This is a genomic window from Brevibacterium sp. NPDC049920, from assembly GCF_040656435.1.
Classification (GTDB): domain Bacteria; phylum Actinomycetota; class Actinomycetes; order Actinomycetales; family Brevibacteriaceae; genus Brevibacterium; species Brevibacterium pityocampae.
In genome coordinates this window covers 84762-108647 of the sequence record NZ_JBFAMF010000001.1, presented here as the reverse complement: position 1 = coordinate 108647, position 23886 = coordinate 84762, and the positions used below count along the sequence as shown (strand labels likewise).

General features: G+C 70.4%; 17 protein-coding genes and 1 tRNA gene. 15 read left to right on the top strand and 3 right to left on the bottom strand.

Annotation, left to right across the window (positions count from 1 at the left end; all coding sequences use genetic code 11):
• Positions 1–109: 109 nt before the first annotated feature.
• From AB0I45_RS00550 to rplA, 9 genes are all read left to right on the top strand, one after another.
• A complete protein-coding gene (locus AB0I45_RS00550) occupies positions 110–562 on the top strand; it encodes a MaoC family dehydratase N-terminal domain-containing protein (protein ID WP_137317998.1) in 453 nt (150 codons plus the stop codon).
• On the top strand, positions 559–1059 hold the full coding sequence (locus AB0I45_RS00545; RefSeq protein ID WP_360315960.1) for a MaoC/PaaZ C-terminal domain-containing protein: 501 nt from the start codon (positions 559–561) through the stop codon (positions 1057–1059). Before AB0I45_RS00550 ends, AB0I45_RS00545 begins: the two co-directional genes overlap by 4 nt.
• Positions 1056–2129 carry a UDP-N-acetylmuramate dehydrogenase gene (locus AB0I45_RS00540; RefSeq protein ID WP_360315957.1) on the top strand — a complete coding sequence of 358 codons (1074 nt, stop codon included), beginning with the start codon at positions 1056–1058 and terminating at the stop codon, positions 2127–2129. The genes AB0I45_RS00545 and AB0I45_RS00540 overlap by 4 nt, the downstream gene beginning before the upstream one ends.
• The gene (locus AB0I45_RS00535) at positions 2126–3802 is read left to right on the top strand and encodes a metallophosphoesterase (protein WP_360315954.1); all 1677 of its coding nucleotides are present in this window, start codon (positions 2126–2128) and stop codon (positions 3800–3802) included. Before AB0I45_RS00540 ends, AB0I45_RS00535 begins: the two co-directional genes overlap by 4 nt.
• Positions 3803–3946: 144 nt before the next feature.
• A tRNA-Trp gene (locus AB0I45_RS00530) sits at positions 3947–4019 on the top strand.
• 76 nt (positions 4020–4095) lie between these two features.
• Complete coding sequence (gene secE, locus AB0I45_RS00525; protein WP_247618298.1) at positions 4096–4374, top strand: preprotein translocase subunit SecE; 279 nt, start codon at positions 4096–4098, stop codon at positions 4372–4374.
• Positions 4375–4607: 233 nt separating this feature from the next.
• Positions 4608–5378 (top strand): transcription termination/antitermination protein NusG, encoded by a 771-nt coding sequence (nusG, locus tag AB0I45_RS00520; RefSeq protein WP_360316409.1) that lies wholly within the window; start codon positions 4608–4610, stop codon positions 5376–5378.
• Positions 5379–5582: 204 nt separating this feature from the next.
• On the top strand, positions 5583–6020 hold the full coding sequence (gene rplK, locus AB0I45_RS00515; RefSeq protein WP_137317993.1) for a 50S ribosomal protein L11: 438 nt from the start codon (positions 5583–5585) through the stop codon (positions 6018–6020).
• A gap of 71 nt (positions 6021–6091) precedes the next feature.
• On the top strand, positions 6092–6787 hold the full coding sequence (gene rplA / locus AB0I45_RS00510; RefSeq protein WP_137317992.1) for a 50S ribosomal protein L1: 696 nt from the start codon (positions 6092–6094) through the stop codon (positions 6785–6787).
• Positions 6788–7003: 216 nt separating this feature from the next.
• On the opposite strand, the gene AB0I45_RS00505 is transcribed toward rplA, so the two are convergent.
• Entirely contained in the window at positions 7004–7609 is a 606-nt protein-coding gene (locus tag AB0I45_RS00505) for a DedA family protein (protein ID WP_360315949.1), read from the bottom strand.
• A gap of 311 nt (positions 7610–7920) precedes the next feature.
• Here AB0I45_RS00505 and rplJ point away from each other — a divergent pair, with 311 nt between their 5' ends.
• The 3 genes from rplJ to AB0I45_RS00490 all read left to right on the top strand — a co-directional run bounded on the left by rplJ (position 7921) and on the right by AB0I45_RS00490 (position 9917).
• A complete protein-coding gene (gene rplJ / locus AB0I45_RS00500; RefSeq protein WP_137320282.1) occupies positions 7921–8463 on the top strand; it encodes a 50S ribosomal protein L10 in 543 nt (180 codons plus the stop codon).
• Positions 8464–8526: 63 nt separating this feature from the next.
• A complete protein-coding gene (rplL, locus tag AB0I45_RS00495; protein WP_101652197.1) occupies positions 8527–8916 on the top strand; it encodes a 50S ribosomal protein L7/L12 in 390 nt (129 codons plus the stop codon).
• A gap of 269 nt (positions 8917–9185) precedes the next feature.
• The gene (locus AB0I45_RS00490; protein WP_360315946.1) at positions 9186–9917 is read left to right on the top strand and encodes a hypothetical protein; all 732 of its coding nucleotides are present in this window, start codon (positions 9186–9188) and stop codon (positions 9915–9917) included.
• A 124-nt stretch (positions 9918–10041) separates the two neighbouring features.
• Here the strand turns inward: AB0I45_RS00490 and AB0I45_RS00485 are convergent, their stop codons facing one another.
• Positions 10042–10800 carry an MBL fold metallo-hydrolase gene (locus AB0I45_RS00485; protein WP_360315943.1) on the bottom strand — a complete coding sequence of 253 codons (759 nt, stop codon included), beginning with the start codon at positions 10798–10800 and terminating at the stop codon, positions 10042–10044.
• Positions 10793–14104 carry a hypothetical protein gene (locus AB0I45_RS00480; protein WP_360315935.1) on the bottom strand — a complete coding sequence of 1104 codons (3312 nt, stop codon included), beginning with the start codon at positions 14102–14104 and terminating at the stop codon, positions 10793–10795. The genes AB0I45_RS00485 and AB0I45_RS00480 overlap by 8 nt, the downstream gene beginning before the upstream one ends.
• A 625-nt stretch (positions 14105–14729) precedes the next feature.
• Between AB0I45_RS00480 and AB0I45_RS00475 the strand changes: the two genes are divergently transcribed.
• The 3 genes from AB0I45_RS00475 to AB0I45_RS00465 all read left to right on the top strand — a co-directional run bounded on the left by AB0I45_RS00475 (position 14730) and on the right by AB0I45_RS00465 (position 23763).
• On the top strand, positions 14730–16052 hold the full coding sequence (locus tag AB0I45_RS00475) for a hypothetical protein (RefSeq protein ID WP_360315932.1): 1323 nt from the start codon (positions 14730–14732) through the stop codon (positions 16050–16052).
• A 295-nt stretch (positions 16053–16347) separates the two neighbouring features.
• Entirely contained in the window at positions 16348–19833 is a 3486-nt protein-coding gene (gene rpoB, locus AB0I45_RS00470; RefSeq protein ID WP_360315929.1) for a DNA-directed RNA polymerase subunit beta, read from the top strand.
• 57 nt (positions 19834–19890) lie between these two features.
• Positions 19891–23763: a DNA-directed RNA polymerase subunit beta' gene (locus AB0I45_RS00465; RefSeq protein WP_295686733.1), complete on the top strand. Its 3873-nt coding sequence runs from the start codon at positions 19891–19893 to the stop codon at positions 23761–23763.
• Positions 23764–23886: the final 123 nt, after the last annotated feature.

Here is a 23886-nt window from a genome sequence, read left to right as displayed (position 1 = left end):
CGTCCGGCATGAAGGCGGGGCCGTCCGCCGATAGACTGCCAGGACCGACACCGTCGGCCGGCAGGATGCACCTGCCGGCGCGGCGGGCCAGACCCCCAGGAGGAGCAGCATGGCAGTGAACACGGAGCTGCAGGGCTCGAGCTATCCGCTCGCGCAACCGTTCGAGGTCACTCGCGAGGCGATCGCCCAGTTCGCCCGTGCCACCGGTGCGAACAGCCGGTCCCACTTCGATCCGGAGTCCGCGGCGCAGTTCGGCTACTCCGACGTCGTCGCCCCGCCCACCTTCGCGGTGATCCCCGCCCAGCGCACCGAGGCGCTCTACATCACCCGGCCCGACGCCGGCATCGACTTCGCCCGGGTGGTCCACGGCTCGGAGCAGTTCACCTACACCCGTCCGATCGTCGCCGGGGACGTGCTCGCGGCGACCTGCCACGTCGACGGCATCCGCGAGGCCGGCGGCCACGCGATGATCACCACCCGCACCGAGCTCACCACCGCGGACGGCGACGAGCCCGTCGCCACCGTGGTCTCGACCATCGTCGTGAGAGGAGAGGACGCATGAGCGACCAGCCCACCGGAGTTCCGCGCGAGGAGTACCGCCCCTCGCCGTCCGACATCGCCCCCAAGCTCGCCGACCTCCAGGTCGGGCGCACCGTCGTCACCGCGAGCATCCCGCTGTCCCGCGCGGACCTCGTCCGCTACGCCGGCGCCTCGGGCGACTACAACCACATCCACTGGAACGAGCGTTTCGCCCGCGAGGTGGGCCTCGAGAACGTCATCGCCCACGGCATGCTCACCATGGGCTCCGTGGTCTCCCGGATCGCCGAATGGGCGGTGGACCCCGGTGCCATCGTCGACTACCGCACCCGGTTCACCTCCCCGGTCGTCGTGCCCGATGCGGAATCCGGCGCGCCGGACACCCCGACGACCTCGCTCGAGATGACGGCCTCCGTCGGCGACGTCGACACCGAGGCCGGCATCGCCCGCCTCGACGTCGAGGTGACCTCCGGCGGCACGAAGGTGCTCGGCCGGACCCAGGTCAAGGTCCGCCTCTCGTGAACCTCGCCGAGCTCACGACCTTCCGCGTGGGTGGGCCGGCCGACACCGTCACCGAGGCGCCCACCCGGGAGGCGCTGGCCGAGTTCTGCGCCGCCCACCCGCTGCAGGCCGGCGGGCCGCGCCCGGACGTGCTGTTCGTCGCCGGCGGCTCGAACCTCCTCATCGGCGACGCGGGGTTCTCCGGACCCGTCTGCCTCATCCGCTCCACCGGGGTGCAGATGCACGAGGTCACCCCCGACGAACGGCTCCTCACCGTCGAGGCGGGCGAGAACTGGGACGCGTTCGTCGCCGACACCCTCGCTCGGGGCCTCACCGGTCTCGAGGCGCTCTCCGGGATCCCCGGCACCGTCGGCGCCACCCCGGTGCAGAACGTCGGCGCCTACGGGGCGGAGGTCGCCGAGTCGATCGAATCGGTGCTCGTGTTCGACCGGATGAGCGGCGACGAGCTGCGCCTCGACCGCACCGACCTCGAGTTCGGCTATCGCACCTCGCGCCTCAAGCGCACCGCGGCGAACACCGGGGCGGTGCAGTTCGTCGTGCTCGCCGTGACCTTCCGGCTCGGCGTGTCCCGGCTGTCCGCCCCGGTGCGCTATACGCAGCTCGCCCGCGCGCTCGAGGTCGACCTCGGTGAGCAGGTCGACACCCGCGAGGTGCGCGAGGCGGTCCTCGCGCTGCGCGCCTCCAAGGGCATGGTGCTCGACGACGCCGACCACGACACCTGGTCCGCCGGCTCCTTCTTCACCAACCCGATCCTGCCGGCTGACGCCGCACTCCCCGCCGACGCACCCGTGTACCCCGTCACCGACCCGGTGACCGGCGCCCGCGACCCGCGCCTGGTCAAGACCTCGGCGGCATGGCTCATCGACCGGGCCGGGTTCGGCCGCGGATTCGGGCTGGGGGAGCGTGCCACCCTGTCGCAGAAGCACACGCTCGCCCTCACCAACCGCGGCGATGCCCGCGCTGCGGACATCCTCGAGCTCGCCCGGCACGTGCGCGCCGGGGTGCGCGAGGCGTACGGGATCACGCTGGAGCCGGAGCCCAACCTCATCGGGTGCAGCCTGGACGCATGAGCCCTCTCCTCACCCGGACCCCTCCCGGTGGGCGCCCGGGGCGGCGGACGCGCCGATTCGACGAGCCGCGCGCACTCGCCCGCACCCTGTTCCGTGTGCTGCCGGGCCTCGGGGTCGTCCTCGCCTGCCTGCTGCTCGTCGCGCCGTGGGCCGTGCTCACCGCCCGGACCGAGGCGAACTTCGGCCCGCACATGGCCGAGTACTCGCTCACCACGGATGCCGCGGTGACGATCGACCTCGGGGCGCTCGGCAGCGTGCGGATGCCGGCGGCCGAGCTGCTCCCGTTCGGCCTCGGCGCGCGCATCGACGTCGGCGAGATCCCGGCGGAGTCGGCACTCGGCGGCACCACCCTCGATGCGCTCGGGGAGGACGTGTCCGCGTACGCGACGTTCTTCTCCTCACCCGAGGCGCAGTTCCGGATCGTCGCCCGCGGACTCGCCGCCGACGCCCTCGCCAGGGAGGCCGGGGCCGGGCTCGGGCTCGCCGCCCTCATCGGCGTCGTCGTCGTGATGCGCGGGCCGCCGGACCGCAGCACGCCGCGCTCGCGGCGCCGCACCACCGCCGGACTCGCCTCCGGCACCGCGCTCGCGTGCCTGCTCGCCGTGCTCCTCGTGCCGATCCAGCGCCCGCAGCCCATCACCGCCAACCCCGCCTTCGCCGGCACCCCGCTGGCCGGGGCGGAGGTCACCGGTCGGCTGTCCGGGGTGATCGACGAGGCGGTGGGGCTGGTCGACGGATTCATCGAGGACAACGACGCGTTCTACGACCAGGCGCTGGCCGCGCTCGACACCGCCTGGACCGAGCGCCCGTTCGACGCCCGCTGGTCGGCGGCCGCCGCGCTCGTCCCGCCGCCGGACCCGCGGACCGGCGGACACAGCGGCGAGGTCGTCACCGCGGTGCTCGGCTCCGACCTCCACTGCAACGTCGGCATGGCCCGGGTCGTCGGGGACGTGGTCGTGCGCACCGGGGCCGACCTCTACCTCGACGGCGGCGACATCACCATGACGGGCACCCCGGCGGAGAACTACTGCGTCGACGCGCTCGCCCACCAGCTGCCGGACCGGCTGCCGCGCGTACTCATCAAGGGCAACCACGACTCCCTCGACACCGCTCGGCACGCGGCGAGCACCGGCTGGACGGTGCTCGCCGACGGCACCGTCGAGGTCGCGGGGCTGCGGATCCACGGCGGTCCGGACCCGCGGCGGACGGTGTTCGGCGTCTCCGAGCCGGTGCTCGAGACCGGGGAGACCGCCGCGGAGTTCGGCGCACGGATGGCCGCCGAGGCGTGCGGGGCCGAGGCCGACATCACCCTCATCCACGACCCCCGGCACGCCCAGCCGGCGCTCGAGACCGGGTGCGTGCCGTTCGCGCTCAGCGGCCACTGGCACCGCCGGGTCGGCCCCGAGCCCTTTGCGCGGGGCATCCGCTACGTCAGCTCGACGACCGGTGGGGCGCTCGCCGACGCTCTCACCCCCGGCCCGCTCAAGATGCCCGCCGAGCTCAGCATCATCCGCTTCGACGCGGACACCGGGGCGCCGCTCGACCTCCAGGTCGTCACCGTGGACATGGATGCCGGGGTGACCTTCTCCGCCCGCGAGACCGTGCCCCGGCCCGGCCCCTGGGCGCCGGCCGAGGACCCCGAGGCCGAGGCGCAGGCGGACGGCGGGCCGTGAGGAGGGTGCCGACGGGCAGCGACCGGCCGGCGGCGGGCGCCTCGGCCTCGGGACCGGCCCGGTTCGACGGCGAGGCGGCGGAGACTGTATGCTCGTGCCTTGGCGGTGGGCCCTCCGCTTCACGGGGGTGCCCCTCCACGCCGAAGGGGTGTGGCGCAATTGGTAGCGCAACGGTCTCCAAAACCGTAGGTTGCAGGTTCGAGTCCTGTCACCCCTGCTCAGGCTTCGCCGGTCGGTTCGACGATCCGGCTCGGCGGCACAGGACCATTTCAACGACGACCGAGTGAGGATGCGTGGCAGACACACCTGCAAAGGCCTCGGGGGCTCGGAGAGAGCGCTCCGCGGACCAGAAGAAGCGCGGGCTGTTCGGCGGCCTGCTCCAATTCTTCCGCGAGGTCGTGGCCGAGCTCAAGAAGGTCGTCACCCCGACCCGCAAAGAACTCATCAACTACACCCTCGTGGTGCTCGCCTTCGTCGTCGTGATGATGCTGCTGGTGACGGCACTCGATTTCATCTTCGGCAAGCTCGCCGGGACCGTCTTCGCAGGAAGCCCCCTCTGGCCGCTCTGGTGAGCCGCCCACCGCACCTCAACAGCGCGCGGACCGCGCAGCCCTGGCGCACGCCAACCACTCACTCACAAGGAGAACTGGTGTCGGACAACACCCCGAAAACCGAGAACGTCGAAGCAGTCGAGCCGCAGGCGGCCCCTGCCGAGGAGCAGACCGCCACGGTCGACCCCGCAGAGACCCCTGAGACCGCCGACGCCGCGACCGAGGGTGCTGAGACCGTCGACCCCGTCGACCCCGTGCAGGACGCCCCCGCCGAGGCGACCGCCGATTCCGCGGACGCCCCTGCCGATGCGACCGAGGCACCTGCCGACGGCGCAGCCGAGACCGGCGAGCAGGCCGGTGAGGAACAGGCCGCCGAGTCCGAGGGCGCGGATGCCGCGGACGAGGACGAGGTCGACCCGGCCGAGGAGTTCAAGGCCGAGCTGCGGATGAAAGAGGGTGACTGGTACGTCATCCACTCGTACGCCGGCTACGAGAACCGGGTGAAGGCGAACCTCGAGAACCGGATCGTCAGCCTCGACATGGAGGCGCACATCTTCGAGATCCAGGTCCCCATGGAAGACGTCGTGGAGATCAAGAACGGTCAGCGCAAGCAGATCCGCCGCGTGCGGATCCCCGGCTACGTGCTCGTCCGCATGGACCTCACCGACGAGAGCTGGGGCGTGGTGCGCCACACCCCGGGCGTCACCGGGTTCGTCGGGAACGCCTACGACCCCGTCCCGCTGCGCCTCGACGAGGTGTTCTCCATGCTCGCTCCCGTGTTCGAGGAGCAGCAGGCGAAGGCCCAGGCCGAGGCGGGCGCCGGCGGCGGCTCCCAGGCCGGCACCCCGATCTCCGTCGAGTTCGAGGTCGGCGAGTCCGTCATGGTCAAGGAGGGCTCCTTCGAGGGCCACCCCGCCACCGTGCAGGAGATCCGCCCCGAATCGCAGAAGCTCACCGTGCTGCTCTCGATCTTCGAGCGCGACGTGCCTGTCGAGCTCGGCTTCGAGCAGGTCGCCAAGATCTGATCAGCACACCCCAGCCCTCACCGCGGCAGGCGCTCGGCACGGTCCGGGCGCCTGCCGCGTTCCAGGTCCCAGCGCGCGGATTCGCGCCGACGGGCGTTCCGTGGAACAATGGTGTGGTTTGATTGCCGTTTCTCATCGGCTTCGGCGATCACCTGCCCTGCAGCACTCGGCTGCGGGGCCGACGAAACAGAAAAGGACCGAAACATGCCTCCCAAGAAGAAGGTCACCGGTCTGATCAAGCTCCAGATCCAGGCAGGTGCCGCCAACCCGGCGCCTCCGATCGGCCCGGCGCTTGGTCAGCACGGCGTCAACATCATGGAGTTCTGCAAGGCGTACAACGCCGCGACGGAGAACCAGCGCGGGAACGTGGTCCCGGTGGAGATCACGGTGTACGAGGATCGCTCGTTCACCTTCATCACCAAGACCCCGCCGGCCGCAGAGCTCATCAAGAAGGCTGCGGGCGTCAAGTCCGGTTCGGCCACCCCGCACACCGACAAGGTCGCTCACCTGAGCGCCGACCAGGTGCGCGAGATCGCCGAGACGAAGATGCCCGACCTCAACGCCAACGATATCGAGGCCGCCTCGAAGATCATCGCGGGCACCGCTCGTTCGATGGGCATCACCACCGACATCAAGGCCTGATCCTCTCGGATCGGACCCCACCAGTGGCAGGGCCTGCGCGGCCCGGACCACGACTGCAAGGAGAGAAGCAGATGGCACAGCGCTCGAAGGCCTACAGGGCCGCCGCGGAGAAGATCGCGGCAGACACGTTCTACGATCCGGCACAGGCGATCGCCCTGGCCAAGGACACCTCGGTGTCGAAGTTCGACGCGACCGTCGAGGTCGCGTTCCGCCTGGGCGTCGACCCGCGCAAGGCGGACCAGATGGTGCGCGGCACCGTCAACCTCCCGCACGGCACCGGCAAGACCGCCACGGTCCTGGTGTTCGCCGCCGGCGACCGTGCAGAGGCTGCCCGTGAAGCAGGTGCCGATTACGTCGGCTCCGATGACCTGCTCGAGAAGGTGGCCGGCGGGTTCACCGCGTTCGACGCGGCCGTCGCCACCCCGGACATGATGGGCAAGGTCGGACGCCTGGGCAAGGTGCTCGGTCCCCGCGGCCTCATGCCGAACCCCAAGACCGGCACGGTGACCATGGACGTGGCCAAGGCCGTCCAGGACATCAAGGGCGGAAAGATCGAGTTCCGGGTGGACAAGCACTCGAACCTCCACTTCATCATCGGCAAGGCGTCGTTCGACCAGGAGAAGCTCCAGGAGAACTTCGACGCCGCGCTCGAAGAGGTGCTCCGTCTCAAGCCGTCCTCCTCGAAGGGCCGCTACATCTCGAAGGCCACGATCTCGACCACCAACGGTCCGGGCGTGCCCGTCGACGCGAACGCCCTGCGCCCCTGACGCAGCGCTGAACCGCCGCCACCGGCGGGGTGCGGATCCGTCCGCACCCCGCCGGTGGCGTATTCACACACCAGTGATCGTTCTGCGCTCGATGGTGCGCGTCCGATGCACTGGAAGGGTCCGCCGAGGTGCGGCCAGCCGTCGGCGAGGCCGTGACCGTGGGCGCGGTACGGGCCGGCCCGCTGCCCTGACCGGGGTGGTGAGGCGGCGCGGCGCTCAGTCGTCGGCGCGGCGCTCGATCCACCAGTCGCCGAGGCGCGAGATCGCGAACCCGAGCACGATCGACAGCACGATCGCGATGATCACCGCGACGATCGTCGGGACCGGGATCCACCGTGCGGTGACCCAGCCGAAGCCCACGGAGTACAGGGCCCAGAGGACCGAGGCAGTCGTCAACGCACCGGTGAAGTCGCGCAGCGGCATCCGGCCGGCGCCGGCGAGCAGCGACACGGCGGTGCGCCCGAGGGGGATGAATCGGGAGATGACGAGCACCTCGAGCGCTTCGTCGGTGAGCCGGTCCTCGATCCGGTCGAGCCTGCGCTGCGCGCGGGGGGAGGACAGGAGCGGCCACCGCCGGAAGTCGAAGCGGGAGGCGACCGCATAGAGGACGAGGTCCCCGGCGATCGAACCGGCGATCATCGCGAGGACGAGTCCCAGGAAGGACGGCTCGCCGTTCGTGGCATTGAGCGCGCCGAGGCCCACGAACAGAGCCGTCGAGGGGATCGGCGGGACGATGCCGGCGATCGCATTGACGAATGCGGCGATGGGGTACACCGCGAGCGTTCCGGCGAAGCCTGCCACCCATGTACCGATCTCTTCCACCGCCCCAGGCTACAGGTCTCCCCGGGCGGCCCGGCCGCGGCCCCGTCGCGGCCCCGGCCCAGCCGCGGATTTGGAGTCCGGGGCCGCGTGCACTAGCATGAAGACTGCCCAAGACCGTCGGTCCCCGTGGGAATCACCTCATCCGGAATCGGATGATCGTGCCCACTGGCGAAGACTCGCAGAGAGTGACCAGCGCAGGTGTCATGAGAACGATGATCAGGATGTTCGCATCCGCAGTCGCAGCGTTCCGTGCATTCTGCGCGGAGCGCTTTTTCGTGTTCTCGGCACCGACATCGTACGAAAGGAATACCATGGCGAGGCCTGACAAGGCAGCGGCAGTTGCGGAGCTCAAGCAGTTGCTCGAGAACTCCCCGGCTGCAGTGCTGACCGAGTACCGCGGTCTCACCGTCGCGCAGATGAAAGACCTGCGCGTAGCACTCGGTGAGACGGCAAGCTACGCCGTGGTGAAGAATACGCTCACCGCTATCGCTGCCAAGGAAGCCGGCATCGAGGCATTCGACGGACTCCTCAACGGACCCTCCGCCATTGCCTTCATCACCGGCGAACCGTCCGAGGCCGCGAAGGCGCTGCGTGACTTCGCCAAGGCGAATCCGCAGCTGGTCATCAAGGCAGGCTACCTCGAGGGGAAGCCGCTGACCGCTGACGAGATCACGAAACTCGCCGACCTCGAATCCCGCGAGGTGCTGCTTGCGAAGGCAGCCGGTGCCATGAAGGGCAGCCTCTACAAGGCCGCCTACATGTTCACCGCCCCGCTGGTCAAGACCGTCCGGACCGTCGACGCTCTTCGCGAGAAGAACGCCGGCTCCGAGGCCGCCGCGACCGAGGACGCCTGAGTTTCACCCCTGTAAACCACCCCGGCTGCGATCGTCAGCCATGTAAGGAAGGACATAGCCACCATGGCTAAGCTCACCCCCGAAGAGCTCATCGAAGCGTTCAAAGAGCTCTCCCTGATCGAACTCTCCGACTTCGTCAAGCAGTTCGAAGAGACCTTCGAGGTCGAGGCCGCCGCTCCGGTCGCCGCTGCCGCCGCCCCTGCTGCCGGCGGTGCCGGTGGCGAGGCCGCCGCCGAGGAGAAGGATGAGTTCGACGTCATCCTCGAGTCCGGCGGCGAGAAGAAGGTCCCGGTCATCAAGGAGGTCCGCGGACTGACCTCGCTCGGCCTCAAGGAGGCCAAGGAGCTCGTCGACGGCGCTCCCAAGGCCGTCCTCGAGGGCGTCAACAAGGAGACCGCGGAGAAGGCCAAGGAGGCCCTCGAGGCCGCCGGCGCCACCGTCTCCCTCAAGTGATCCGATCCGCCGCGGTCCGAGCGATCGGACCGTGAGCGGAGCGTATCCAGCACCGGACCCCGCTGCCCCCGTGGCAGCGGGGTCCCGTGCATTCACCCCTCAATTTTTGTAGGTTCCTGAGAGCGATTCCGCGAGAATCTGCAATCTCAACGCCGCGGCGACCGCCCCGGCGGTCCCGGTGTGCGGGGGTCCGGTGCGCGGTATCCGGTGTGTCCGGACCGGCACGCGTCCGCCACATCCGGGATCGCCGCGGGCTCTACCGTGATCGTATGAACCGATCCCGTGCTCGCAGAAGCTCCCGCGGCCGTGGTGCCGCTGCCCCCTCGGGTGCCCTCGCTCACCGCGGCGCCGCAGCCGGCCGAGGTGCCACGGTCTCGCGCGGCCACCGCCGCCGGGGCGCCCCCGCCCTCGGCACGGTGGCGCTCGCCATCCTCTGCCTCAGTGCCTGCGGATTCGTCCCCGACCCTCGCCCCACTCCGGACCCCACGGTCGGCCCGTCGACGGAGTCGGGCGCCCCGCAGCCGGCCCCGTCGCCGCTCGACCCCGCGGAGACAGCGCTGCGGATCATCCACCGCGACTCCTCGGTCCCGCCCCGTTACCACCGGAGCTACCGGCTCGACGCGGATCCGAGCGCCGCAGGCATCACCGTCTCCGCCTATGGGTCCCACATCGGGCAGTCGCGCGTGGAGATGGATCCCGACACCTGGGCGGACGCGATCGCCGCCGCCGAGCGTGCCGTGGGCAGCGATCAGACCTGCGGCGGCCATCCGGTCCCGGCCGGGACGAAGTCGACCACGCTCGAGGTGTGGGTCGGGGACGACCGCCTCCACGTGATCGAAGGCCGGAACAACTGCAGCCGCGACGGGCAGGCGTACCCGGTGGTCGAGGAGGTCGCAGCGTCGCTGCGCGGCCTGTTCGACGAGCAGGCGGTGTTCCGCCCGGACGAGGAGCCGGGCAGCGCGTCCGCGTTCCCGCCGGAAACCGGGGCGCCGCGCCCGTGACCCTGCAGGACCCCGGCCGGCCCGGGCTCACCCCGAGGATCCCTGGAGTACTCGATCGGGGTCCGGTGCCTGCGACCATCAGCGGGTCGAAGCGCGCTGACGAAGCGACCGGCACACCGCTGCTTCAGCGCAGCCGGCGCACCCCGGCCGGCAGGTGGGAGCCTGCCCCGGTGCCCACCCAGGTGAACGGGGGAGCGGTCCGGGATGGCACCTCGGCAGTGGAGTCGCTCTCTGCCACCGCTGCGATGTCCCCGAGTTGGGCGGCGAGGAACGTACGGTCGACGGGCTGACCGTGCCCGGGCGCGAATACCTGCGGCTGCGGGAGAGCGAGCAGGGTCTCGAGCGATTCGGCCCACCGCGCCGGGAGCGCATCGTCGCCGAACTGAGGCGGCGCACCCTCTTCGACGAGATCCCCGACGAGCGCGACGTCCTCGCACAGGATGACGAGGTCGGACTCGGTGTGCCCGCCGAGCGGGAGGAACTCGACCGTGCAGTCGCCCAGCGACAGCGTCTCACCGGTGTCGACCGCCGTCACGGGGACGAGGAGGTCCTCCGGCGTGGGCAGGTCCGGCTCGTGCTCGAGGGGGACGGCTTCGAGCTGGATCCACGCCGAGGCCCGGTGATCGCGGACGAATCCGGGGGAGGCGAGGAAATCGTCGACCCCGTCCGCGGCGAATGCGGCATTGCCGAAGAAGTGGTCCCAGTGGTCGTGGGTGTTGACCACGGCGAGCGGCAGATCGGTGAGGGCACGGAACGCCGCGAGGATGGATCCTGCCTGGGCAGGTCCGGCGCCGGTATCGACGACGAGTGCCCGCTCGGTGCCGACGACGAGGTACGAGTTGAGCTGCACCGGGTCCGAGGTGAACACGTAGATCTCAACCATGCGGGCTCCTGTTCGGTGGGGGAGGCCCGGGTGGGGCCGGTGGGCCGGGTGGAGGGGGTTCGGAGCTGTGCGGAGGTCCTGGAGTGTGCGGCGGCCCGGGCGGGCGGGGCTGCTGCGGCCGTGGCGACCACTGCTCATCGGGCCGACCGGCCCGACCCGGTGGCCCCCACGGAGACGGCTGCTCCGGGCGTCCGCCGGAACCGGGGTACGGCGTCTGGGCCGGACCGTTCGGGGCAGGGCCGCCCGGGCTCGTTCCGGGTATGCCGCCGGGTCGGGCGTGCGGCGGAACCGGTGGACGTGGTGCCGCTTCCGCAGCGCTGCGCGGTCCCGGCACCCCCGGCCCTGCCTGCGGCACCCCCGGCACTGCCTGCGGGACCCTCGGCACTGTCTGCGGCACCCCCGGCCCTGCCTGCGGCACCCCCGGCCCTGCCTGCGGGACCCGAGGCCCTGCCTGCGGGACCCGAGGCTCTGTCTGCCGGAATCCCGGTCCCGGCGCCCCAGGCGCTCGCGAGTATCCCGGACCCCGGGGGTAACCCGGCCCCTCCGGACCGACAGACCCGCCCGGCCTCGGCGCCTGCTGCCCGCCCCGGGTCTGGTCCTGCGGCTTGCGGAGCAGGAGCCACACCACGACGCCGATGAGCACGAGCGCGAGGACGATGAGAGCGAGCCAGACGAGATCGCGGAGGAACCACACGATCGCCGCGACCGAGGCGCCGAGACCCCACCACAGTGCCCAGGCCCGCGAGCGGACCGCACCGTAGACGAGCAGCGCGACGTGGTCGACGAGGAACAGCACCGTGTACCAGCCTCCGTCGACGAGCCCGGCGTACACGCCGGTGAGGCTCACCGCGGCCGCGGAGATCACCCGGCGCAGGGTGCCGCCGACGGGTGCGTCGCCGCGCCGGTCGGCCAGCCACGCCCAGAGCCAGGCGACCGCGGCGAGGAAGTGGAGATTGACGACGAGAGCGGTGGACACGACGCCGTGGGCGGCGACCATGAGGCCGATGGCGCCGACGAACGAAGCGCATTCGGGCAGGATCCGGCGGATGGTTGTGTCCCTGACCCGTGCGGTGAGGAGGGCGAGCATGAGTGCGGGGATCGTCACCGAGACGCCGACGGCGAGCTGCGTGACGGAGTTGAGCCAGGTGACCTCGACGTCGAGCAGCGGGGTCGCGACGATCGCGGTGACAGCGGCCGCGAACGCGACCGCCAGCGGAGCCGTCGCCGGCTTCCCGGCCGAGGTGAGCGCCCAGTAGCACCCGTACCACAGGGCCCAGACGACCCAGGCGGAGACGACGGTCCGGAGCGCCCCGTCGTCGAACGGCAGACCGGAGAGCTTGATGACTGCGATGGCCGAGGCCGCGGCGACCGGGAGCAGCAGCCACTGGTTCCGGTGCACGAGGGTCGCGTGTGCCCCGGCGGCGGCGAGCAGCACACAGGTGATCACGGCGAACAGCGTGGACGCCTGGCCGGCCCGGAACACGGTGAGGACGGTGAGCGCACCGAGGCCCACCCAGACTGCGGTCGAACCGAGACCGGGAGGCGCGTGTCGGCTGCCCGGGGCGCGGGGCCGCATCCGGTGGCCGAAGACCACCACCGCGTGGAGCAGGAGCAGGCCGCCGACGGCGCCGAGGGCGAGCACCCCGAGGCCGAGGTCGCTGTCCGGAGCGGGGAACACGGGGACGAGGACGTCGAGGGCGACGGCACCGGCGAGGAGCAGGGCCATGGTCCCGGCGTAGCGGGCGCGCCAGCGGCGTCCGGCCCGCAGCAGCAGGACCTCCGCGACGACGACTCCGCCGAGCAGCGCGACGGTGAGCCCCAGGCGCACGACGTCGTTCGGGACCGGGGCGGTCATGCGCAGGCCGTCCGCCCCGTACGACGAGGCCACGGTGAGTGCTGCTGCGGTGACGAGCGGGATCGCGCCGGTGAGGAGGAGCGCGGAGCGAACCGCCCAGGCGGCGGCGCACAGCGCCAGGAGCAGGACGAGGTAGCCGCCGAACGCGAGGAGCGGGTGTCCGGCATCGGGCGCGCCGAACGCGGGGGCGAGCAGAGTGCCGCTCGTCACCGCCGACAGCAGCGGGGCGGAGCGGCGGAGGTGGAGCAGATGCCGCCCGCGCTTCGAGGTGATCCACGCCGCGCCCGCGCCGTCCGCGGCGAGCACGAGGACGAGACCCACCATGAGGAAGAGGTACGGAGCCCCGCTCGAGGGGGACACCTCGGCGTCGCTCACGCCGAGTGCGGCGGCTGCCCAGGGGCCCAGGGTGCAGCCGAGCGCCACCGCTCCGGCACGCGCCGGGGGGAGGTCGAAACGCAGCGCGCAGACGACGAGCAGCACCACGAGGAGCACGGTGAGGGCGATCGTGCCGCCGGCGAGCGGCCGCACCAGGGGCGAGGCCAGTGAGAACGGCGAGACGAGCGTGGCGATGAGCCCGATTCCGGCGGCGACTCCGAGTACGAACCAGGTGGCGAGGGTGCGACGGCGGTGGAGCAGGGCCTCCCCGAGGAACCCGGTGGACAGGGCCAGGGCGGTGAGCACCATGGTGCCCGCCTGGGTCGCCGGGGGCTGGTCCGGCCAGAGGCTGCCGATGGTCGCGCCGACGGCCCAGATGAGGGAGGTCGAGAGCGCCAGCCGGGCGATCGGACCGCGGACCGTCGAGCCCAGGCACCACGCCCCGACGAGGTAGTGGACGCCGAGCACAGCGAACAGTGCGGCCCAGGCCCACGCGCTCGGGAACGGATCGATGAAGACGGAGGCGACCACCGCCGCCGGCGCGACGACCTCCCCGAGCACCAGGTGCGGCAGGACGAACGCAGGGTGGACCCGGCCGGTGAGCAGCCGGGCGGCGACGGCGAATGCCGTGGCGGCGAGCACGAGAGCGCAGAAGTACCAGACCGTCGGGGCGGGCGTCAGGGCCATCATCGACAGCACGAGGGAGAGGACGAAGAGCAGTCCGAACCAGGTGATGAGCGCCGAGCGCAGCCGGAAGGCGGCGAAGCCGTAGCAGAGCGCCCCGACGGCGGAGGAGATGAACCACGCCAGCGACGGGCTCGTCAGCGACAGCCCGCCGAGCAGCCCGCCGGCGATCGGGACGAGCGCGAGGCCGAGCCCGGTGAGCGCGATGCCGATCGGGCGCAGGCGCGGTGCCAGGCCGTGGAGGAGCAGACCCGCACCGTAGGCGAGGAGCGCGACGGCCCAGATGCTCACGGCCCGCAGCACCGCCGACTGGCTGATCCCGGCGAACACGACCGCGGCCGCGAGGACGAAGAGGCAGGCGACGCCGAGGAGGAGATTGGGGTACAGCACGCTCCGGTCGGTGCGGGCCGGAGAGGGAGCCGGTCGGCCGCCCTGCGATCGACCGAGTACCGGATGGCCGGGCGCAAGATGCCCGGCAACCGGTTGACCCGGCGTCGGAGCCGCTGTGCGAGGGGCCTGCAACCCGGGTGCGTGCATGCCGGGGGACTGGTTCCCGGGCGCGTGCATGCCGGGGTGCGCAGCGGAGCGCGGTATCGGGGGGCCGGCGACCTGCGCGTCCGCCTGCGGCACCCAGGGCGGGCGCGGAGGCATCGTGCCAGGGCGGGGGGAACGGTACCCGGGGCGACCAGCCGCACGAGTGGCCCGCGGCCGGGGCGCCTCGGCGGCTCCCCGCCCCGCGCCGAGGCTGATGAGGGTGGCGATCCCCGCGGCGAGGAGCACCGGCAGGGCGACGGCCCAGGAGATCCACAGCCACACGATGAGATATCCGGGATCGGCCCCAGTGTCCATGTCTCCTCCGGTCCAGGCAAGGGCGCGGCGATGCGCGACCGCGCCGTCAGCCCGAACCTACCAGCCGCCGATGCCGCGCCTGCGGTTGTCCACAGTCAACCGCACCCGCGTGGCGACGGCCCCGCCAGGCATCGCTCCGGACGATCGGCGGTGGTAGAAGTGGACCATGAGCGCATCCCCGGCACCCTCATCCGCCGCGCTGCTCGCTCATGCCCGTCCGGCGCCGGACGACGGCACCCGGCCCGCCGAGTCGGGGGACCCCGCGCGGCCGACCCCGGCCACCGGCCCGGGCTCGGCCGACCTGCGCCTCCTCCGGGCCGCCGACGTCGCCGCCGACCCGCAGCTCTTCGGCGAGTTCCTCGACCACGTGCAGGCGATCGAGGAGGAGGTGCTCATGGAGAGCATCGGCCTCCCCGAACTCGTCACCACCGCCGCGGAGCGCCGTGCGGGCTGGGAATCGGACCCCCACCACCTGCGCGATCTCGCTCTCGCCGTCGGCGGGGACGCGTGCCTCGGCTGCGCCGTCGTCGTCGCCCCGCTCCGGGACAACCTCGACTCCGCCGACGTCGCGGTCGATGTCCTCCCCGGCCTCGCGCCGGAGACTGCCGCCGCGGTCGACGATCTGCTCTGGGCCCACGTCGACGCGGTCGTCTCGGAGGTCGGCCGCACCGTCCTCTACGCCGACGAGCAGCACCCCGACCACCCGGACGACAACTACTCCGCAACCGCACTCGGGCGGCCCGCCGCCCATTTCGACGGTGCCCGTCCCGAGGGCGGCTCCGACTCCGGTACCGCCCGTCCGGACCCCGGGGCGGCTCGCCTCGACCCCGATCGCGGGCCGAACGGCACCCGGCCGCTGCGCCGCCTCGCGCCCGGCCACGGCGCCCTGTTCGCCGACGACCCGGCGCTCCTCCGGCTCGAGTCCCGCGGGTTCCGCCTCGTGCAGATCGAGCGCTTCGCCGTCCTCCCCGTGAGCGACGTCCCCGCGCCCGAGGTGCCCGCCGGCCTCCGCGCGCACAGCTGGGTGGGCGATGTCCCCGCCCACCTCCTCGACGCGCTCGCCCACCTCCTCACCGTGTTCGAGGCGACGATCCCGGTGGGGGAGGCCGATCTCGAGCCCGTCGTGCACACCCCGGAGCGCGTCCGCGACGAGGACCGGCTCACCCGGGCCCGCGGCATCACGGCCTACGGGACGGTGCTGCTGCGGGCGGACGACGGCGCGCCGCTGGGCGCCACCGTCTACCACGTCGGCGAAGGCCGCGAGTTCGGGTTCCAGGAATCCACGGTGACGGTGCCGGAGGCCCGCGGGCGCGGATACGCGGTGCTCCTCAAGCGGCTCAATGCCGGCCACCTGCGCGCGAGCGCCCCGGAGGTCGAGCGGGTGTACACGTGGAACTCCGCGGAGAACACGCCGATGCTCGCGATCAACGACCGGGTCGGCTTCCGGGCGCTGGGGATGACCGGCACTTGGCAGCGCGGAGGCGGGTGATCCCTCGCCCCGGGATCGCTCCTACGGGGTACCTGACCAGGAGCGGGAGTGGAGCGCAGAGGAAAAAGTGAGAGCCTACCACATCCGCACTTGCGTTCCGGGCATTACAGGTCTAGTGTGGATATTTGCGTTGCTTCGCCTTCGTGGTGCCTTCATATAGCGGTGGGCACATCGGAAATCCCGGCCTGAGCAGACCGTGGAACCCGGATGTGTACGTCACACCTGGTCCCTGCGGTCCTCGACGCCGGCTCAGGTGAAGCCGGACTCAACAGGTGACCCACTCGGAAGGATCCCATTGGCCGCCGCCAACGAAAACACCAGGACCGCTAACCCGCCCCAGCGCATCTCCTTCGCGAAGATCCACGAGCCGCTCGAGGTACCCAATCTGCTCGGACTGCAGACCGACAGCTTCGACTGGCTGATCGGCAACGAGCGGTGGCAGGACCGCGTCATCGATGCCACCGAGCGCGGGGACGACTCCGTCGCCACGACCGCCGGTCTCGAGGACATCTTCGAGGAGATCTCGCCGATCGAGGACTTCTCCGGATCGATGTCGCTGTCGTTCCGCGAGCACCGCTTCGAGCCTCCCAAGTACTCGATCGACGACTGCAAGGAGAAGGACATCACCTACTCCGCTCCGCTGTTCGTCACAGCGGAGTTCATGAACAACAACACCGGCGAGATCAAGAGCCAGACGGTCTTCATGGGCGACTTCCCGCTCATGACCGAGCAGGGCACCTTCGTCATCAACGGCACCGAGCGCGTCGTCGTCTCGCAGCTCGTCCGGTCCCCGGGCGCCTACTTCGAGTCGACCCCGGACAAGACCTCCGACAAGGACATCTTCACCGCGAAGATCATCCCCTCGCGCGGCGCCTGGCTCGAGTTCGAGATCGACAAGCGCGACCAGGTCGGCGTCCGCCTCGACCGCAAGCGCAAGCAGTCGGTCACCGTGCTGCTCAAGGCCCTGGGCTGGACCGAATCGAAGATCCTCGAGGAGTTCGGCGACTTCGAGTCGATCCGCGAGACCCTCGCGAAGGACACCGTGTCCACGCGCGAGGAAGCCCTCATCGACATCTACAAGAAGCTCCGCCCGGCCGAGCCCGCGACCGTCGAGGCCGCCGAGGGGCTGCTCAACAACCTCTACTTCAACCCGAAGCGCTACGACCTCGCCAAGGTCGGCCGCTACAAGGTCAACCGGAAGCTCGGCATCGACCGGCCGCTCTCCGACTCCGTCCTCACCACCGAGGACATCGTCGCGACGATCCGCTACATCGTGTCCCTCCACGCCGGGGCGGACACCATGCCCGGCGTCCGCGACGGCGAGGAGATCGACCTGCGCGTCGCGCTCGACGACATCGACCACTTCGGCAACCGCCGCATCCGCGCGGTCGGCGAGCTCATCGAGAACCAGGTGCGCACCGGCCTGTCCCGCATGGAGCGCGTCGTCCGCGAGCGCATGACCACGCAGGACGTCGAGGCGATCACCCCGCAGTCGCTCATCAACATCCGTCCCGTCGTGGCCGCGATCAAGGAGTTCTTCGGAACCTCCCAGCTCAGCCAGTTCATGGACCAGAACAATCCGCTGGCCGGGCTCACCCACAAGCGCCGCCTGTCGGCGCTCGGCCCCGGCGGCCTGTCGCGCGACCGCGCCGGCATGGAGGTCCGCGACGTCCACCCCTCGCACTACGGCCGCATGTGCCCGATCGAGACCCCGGAGGGTCCGAACATCGGCCTCATCGGCTCGCTCGCCTCGTACGCGCGGATCAACCCGTTCGGGTTCATCGAGACGCCGTACCGCAAGGTCGTCGGCGGCGTCGTCACCGACTCCACCGAGTACCTCACCGCCGACGACGAGCTCGAGTACTCGATCGCCCAGGCGAACGCCCCGCTCACCGACGACCAGAAGTTCGCCGAGGAGTTCGTCCTCGCGCGTCCCAAGGGCGGCGGCGGCGAGGCCGAGCTGCTCCCGGCCGACGAGATCGACTTCATGGACGTCTCCGCCCGCCAGATGGTGTCGGTGGCGACCGCGCTCATCCCGTTCCTCGAGCACGACGACGCCAACCGCGCGCTCATGGGTGCGAACATGCAGCGCCAGGCCGTGCCGCTGGTGCGCAGCGAGGCCCCGCTCGTCGGCACCGGCATGGAGTACCGCGCCGCGGTCGACGCCGGCGACGTCATGGTCGCGACGAAGGCCGGCGTCGTCACCGACGTGTGCGCCGACTACGCCACCGTCCTCAACGACGACGGCACGACCATCACGTACCGGGCGGAGAAGTTCCGCCGCTCGAACCACGGCACCTCGTACAACCAGCGCATCCTCGTCGACGAGGGCGACCGCGTCGAGGTCGGCGCCGTGATCGGCGACGGCCCGTCGACCGAGAACGGCGAGATGGCGCTCGGCAAGAACCTCCTCGTGGCGTTCATGTCCTGGGAGGGCCACAACTTCGAGGACGCCATCATCCTGTCCCAGCGCATGGTGCAGGAGGACGTCCTGTCCTCGATCCACATCGAGGAGCACGAGGTCGACGCGCGCGACACCAAGCTCGGCGCCGAGGAGATCACCCGGGACATCCCGAACATCTCCCCGGAGGCGCTGGCGGACCTCGACGAGCGCGGCATCATCCGGATCGGCGCGGAGGTCACTGACGGCGACATCCTCGTCGGCAAGGTCACCCCCAAGGGCGAGACCGAGCTCACCCCGGAGGAGCGCCTGCTCCGTGCGATCTTCGGCGAGAAGTCGCGCGAGGTGCGCGACACCTCGCTCAAGGTGCCCCACGGCGAGTCCGGCACCGTCATCGCGGTCAAGGAGTTCGACCGCGAGGACGACGACGAGCTCGCTCCCGGCGTCAACCAGCTGGTGCGCGTCTACGTGGCGCAGCGCCGCAAGATCACCATCGGCGACAAGATGGCCGGCCGCCACGGCAACAAGGGCGTGATCTCGAAGATCCTGCCGATCGAGGACATGCCGTTCCTCGAGGACGGCACCCCGATCGACATCATCCTCAACCCGCACGGCGTGCCGCGCCGCATGAACATCGGACAGGTGTTCGAGATCCACCTCGGGTGGGTCGCCAAGCAGGGCTGGAAGATCGAGGGCAACCCCGACTGGGCCAAGGAGCTCAAGCACTTCCACTTCTCCCGCGAGGCGGAGCCGGGCACGAACGTCGCCACCCCGGTGTTCGACGGCGCCCACGAGGAGGAGCTGCGCGGACTGCTCGACTCGACGCACCCCAACCGCGACGGCGACCGGCTGATCGACAGCTCGGGCAAGGCGCGGCTGTACGACGGCCGCTCCGGCGAGCCGTTCCCGTACCCGGTGTCGGTGGGCTACATGTACATCCTCAAGCTCCACCACCTCGTCGACGACAAGATCCACGCGCGCTCGACCGGACCGTACTCGATGATCACCCAGCAGCCGCTGGGCGGCAAGGCGCAGTTCGGCGGTCAGCGATTCGGCGAGATGGAGGTGTGGGCGCTCGAGGCGTACGGCGCCGCGTACACCCTCCAGGAGCTGCTGACGATCAAGTCCGACGACATCCCGGGCCGCGTCAAGGTCTACGAGGCGATCGTCAAGGGCGAGAACCTGCCGGATCCGGGCATCCCGGAGTCCTTCAAGGTGCTCATCAAGGAAATGCAGTCTCTGTGTCTCGACATCGAGGTCCTGTCCTCGGACGGCATGCAGGTGGAGATGCGCGACTCCGACGAGGAGGTCTTCCGCGCGGCCGAGGAGCTCGGCATCAACCTGTCCCGTCACGAAGCCAACACCGTCGAAGAAGTCTGATACTTACGAACGCGAACCGACGATCGTGCGCGATCGTCACCGAGAAAGAGGATTTACGTGCCTGACGTCAATTTCTTCGATGAGCTGCGGATCGGCCTGGCCACTGCCGACGACATCCGCCGCTGGTCGCACGGCGAGGTCAAGAAGCCCGAGACCATCAACTACCGCACCCTGAAGCCGGAGAAGGACGGTCTGTTCTGCGAGAAGATCTTCGGACCGACCCGCGACTGGGAGTGCTACTGCGGCAAGTACAAGCGCGTGCGCTTCAAGGGCATCATCTGCGAGCGCTGCGGGGTCGAGGTCACCCGGGCCAAGGTCCGCCGTGAGCGGATGGGCCACATCGAGCTCGCCGCTCCGGTCACCCACATCTGGTACTTCAAGGGTGTGCCCTCCCGCCTGGGCTACCTGCTCGATCTGGCGCCGAAGGATCTCGAGAAGATCATCTACTTCGCCGCGTACATGATCACCTGGGTCGACGAGGACTCCCGGCACCGGGACCTGCCGACCCTGCAGAACCAGATCGACGTCGAGAAGAAGCAGCTCGTCGACCGTCGCGACGCCGACATCGACCGGCGTGCCCGGAAGCTCGAGGAGGACCTCGCCGCGCTCGAGGCCGAGGGCGGCACCGCCCAGGCCAAGAAGAAGCTCCGCGACCAGGCGGAGCGCGAGATGGCGAACCTCCGCAAGCACTCCGAGCGCGACATCGACCGCATCGAGAAGGTCTGGGACCGGTTCAAGAACCTCGCCGTGTCCGACCTCGAGGGCGACGAGTCGCTCTACCGCGAGATGGTCGAGCGCTTCGGCATCTACTTCTCCGGCGCGATGGGCGCCGAGGCGATCCAGAAGCGGCTCCAGGACTTCGACCTGGAGGCGGAATCGGATGCGCTGCGCGAGCTCATCAAGACCGGCAAGGGACAGCGCAAGACCCGGGCGCTCAAGCGCCTCAAGGTCGTCAACGCGTTCCTCACCACCGACAACACCCCTGAGGGCATGGTCCTGGACGCGATCCCGGTGATCCCGCCGGAGCTCCGCCCGATGGTGCAGCTCGACGGCGGCCGGTTCGCGACCTCGGACCTCAACGACCTCTACCGCCGGGTGATCAACCGCAACAACCGCCTCAAGCGCCTGCTCGACCTCGGCGCCCCGGAGATCATCGTCAACAACGAGAAGCGGATGCTCCAGGAGGCCGTCGACTCGCTGTTCGACAACGGCCGCCGCGGCCGGCCGGTCACCGGGCCGGGCAATCGCCCGCTCAAGTCGCTGTCTGACATGCTCAAGGGCAAGCAGGGCCGGTTCCGCCAGAACCTGCTCGGCAAGCGCGTCGACTACTCCGGCCGCTCGGTCATCGTCGTCGGCCCGACCCTCAAGCTCCACCAGTGCGGTCTGCCCAAGACGATGGCGCTCGAGCTGTTCAAGCCCTTCGTCATGAAGCGGCTCGTCGACCTCAACCACGCGCAGAACATCAAGTCCGCCAAGCGCATGGTCGAGCGCCAGCACCCGCAGGTGTGGGACGTCCTCGAAGAGGCGATCACCGAGCACCCGGTGCTGCTCAACCGCGCACCGACCCTGCACCGCCTGGGCATCCAGGCCTTCGAGCCGCAGCTCGTCGAGGGCAAGGCCATCCAGATCCACCCGCTCGTGTGCTCGGCGTTCAACGCCGACTTCGACGGCGACCAGATGGCCGTGCACCTGCCGCTGTCCGCGGAGGCGCAGGCCGAGGCCCGCGTGCTCATGCTGTCGGCGAACAACATCCTCAAGCCCTCCGACGGCAAGCCGGTCACCATGCCCAGCCAGGACATGATCATCGGCATCTACCACCTGACGAGCGAGCGGTCGGGCGCCGAGGGCACCGGACGCGAGTTCTCCTCGATCGCCGAGGCCATCATGGCCTTCGACCGCGGCGAGCTCGACCTCGGAGCGAAGATCCGCGTGCGGATCGACGACATCGTCCCGAACGAGTCGATGACCATGCCCGAGGGCTGGGAGCCCGGCAAGCCGGCCGTCGTCGAGACGACGCTGGGCCGTGCGCTGTTCAACGAGACGCTGCCGGCGGACTACCGCTTCATCGACGCCACCGTCGACAAGAAGATGCTGTCGAAGATCGTCAACCGGCTCGCCGACTTCTACCCCAAGGTCGAGGTCGCCGCGACGCTCGACAACTTCAAGTCCACCGGCTTCTACTGGGCCACCCGCTCGGGTCTGACGGTCGCGATGTCCGACATCGTGTCCCCGGACGCCAAGGAGGGCATGCTCGCCAAGGCGGAGGACCTCGCGGCCAAGGTGCAGGAGCAGTACGACTTCGGTGCCCTGACCGACGACGAGCGCCGCAACGAGCTCGTCAAGATCTGGTCGGAGACCACCGACGAGGTCGATGATGCGATGCAGAAGAACTTCCCGGAGAACAACTCCGTGCTGCGCCTCGTCGAGTCCGGCGCCTCGGGCAACTGGACGCAGGTCCGGCAGCTCGCGGGTATGCGAGGCCTGGTGACGAACCCCAAGGGTGAGATCATCCCGCGTCCGATCAAGTCGAACTACCGCGAGGGCCTGTCGGTGCTCGAGTACTTCATCGCGAGCCACGGAGCCCGCAAGGGACTCGCCGACACCGCGCTGCGGACGGCGGACTCGGGCTACCTCACCCGTCGCCTCGTCGACGTGTCCCAGGACGTCATCGTGCGCACCGAGGACACCGACACGACGAAGGGCCTCACCCTGCCGATCGCGCAGGAGGGGCCGACCGGGGAGCTCGAGGTCCACGAGTTCGCGGAGACGAGCCTGCACGGCCGCCTCACGGTGTCCGACATCACCGACTCCGACGGCACCGTGCTGTACCCGGCGAAGACCGATGTCACCGTCGAGGTCGTCGAGAACCTCGTCGCCCACGGCATCCGTGAGATCAAGGTGCACTCCGTGCTCACCGCCGACTCCGACGTGCAGATCTCGGCCGTCCACTACGGACGGTCGATGGCCACCGGCCAGCTCGTCGACATCGGCGAGGCGATCGGCACGGTCGCGGCGCAGTCGATCGGCGAGCCCGGCACCCAGCTGACGATGCGCACCTTCCACACCGGTGGCGTGGCCGCCGGCGGCGGAGGAGACATCACGCAGGGTCTGCCGCGTGTGACCGAGCTGTTCGAGGCGCGCACGCCCAAGGGATTCGCGCCGATCGCCGAGGCCACCGGCCGGGTCAAGATCGATGACTCGCGCAAGACGCGCTACGTCATCATCGTGCCCGACGACGGGGCCGAGGAGATCGAGCACGCCGTGGGCCGCCGCTCGCAGCTGCTCGTCGAGGACGGCCAGCACATCACCGCCGGTGAGAAGCTCGTCCAGGGTGCTGTCGACCCCAAGCAGGTGCTCCGCATCCGCGGTCGCCGGGAGGCCGAGCGCTTCCTCGTCGACGAGGTGCAGAAGGTGTACCGCTCGCAGGGCGTGGGCATCCACGACAAGCACATCGAGGTCATCGTGCGCCAGATGCTCCGGCGCGTCACCGTCATCGAGTCCGGCGACACGACGCTGCTGCCCGGCGAGCTCGTGGACCGCGGGCGGTACCAGGCGGAGAACCGGCGGATCGTCGCCGAGGGCGGCACCCCCGCCTCGGCCCGCGACGAGCTCATGGGCATCACCAAGGCCTCGCTCGCGACCGAGTCGTGGCTGTCGGCGGCCTCCTTCCAGGAGACCACCCGTGTGCTCACCGAGGCGGCCCTCGAGGGCAAGTCGGATCCGCTGCTCGGCCTCAAGGAGAACGTCATCCTCGGTAAGCTCATCCCGGCCGGAACCGGAATGCACAAGTTCCGCGACATGGTCGTCGAGCCCACCGAGGAGGCCAAGCAGGAGATGTTCAACAACTCCTACGGCGACTTCTACCCGAGCCTGACCGGGGAGGGCGCGGCCATCCCGCTCGAGGACTACGACTTCGGAGCGTTCAGCTGAGCTGAGCCCCCGCGGTCATAGGACCCGCAGAGACGCGCAGGGCCCGGAGAGGATCTCTCCGGGCCCTGCGGTCATTCACGGGTCCTGCCGACCCCGATCATCGAGTGGTCAGTTTCCTTCGAA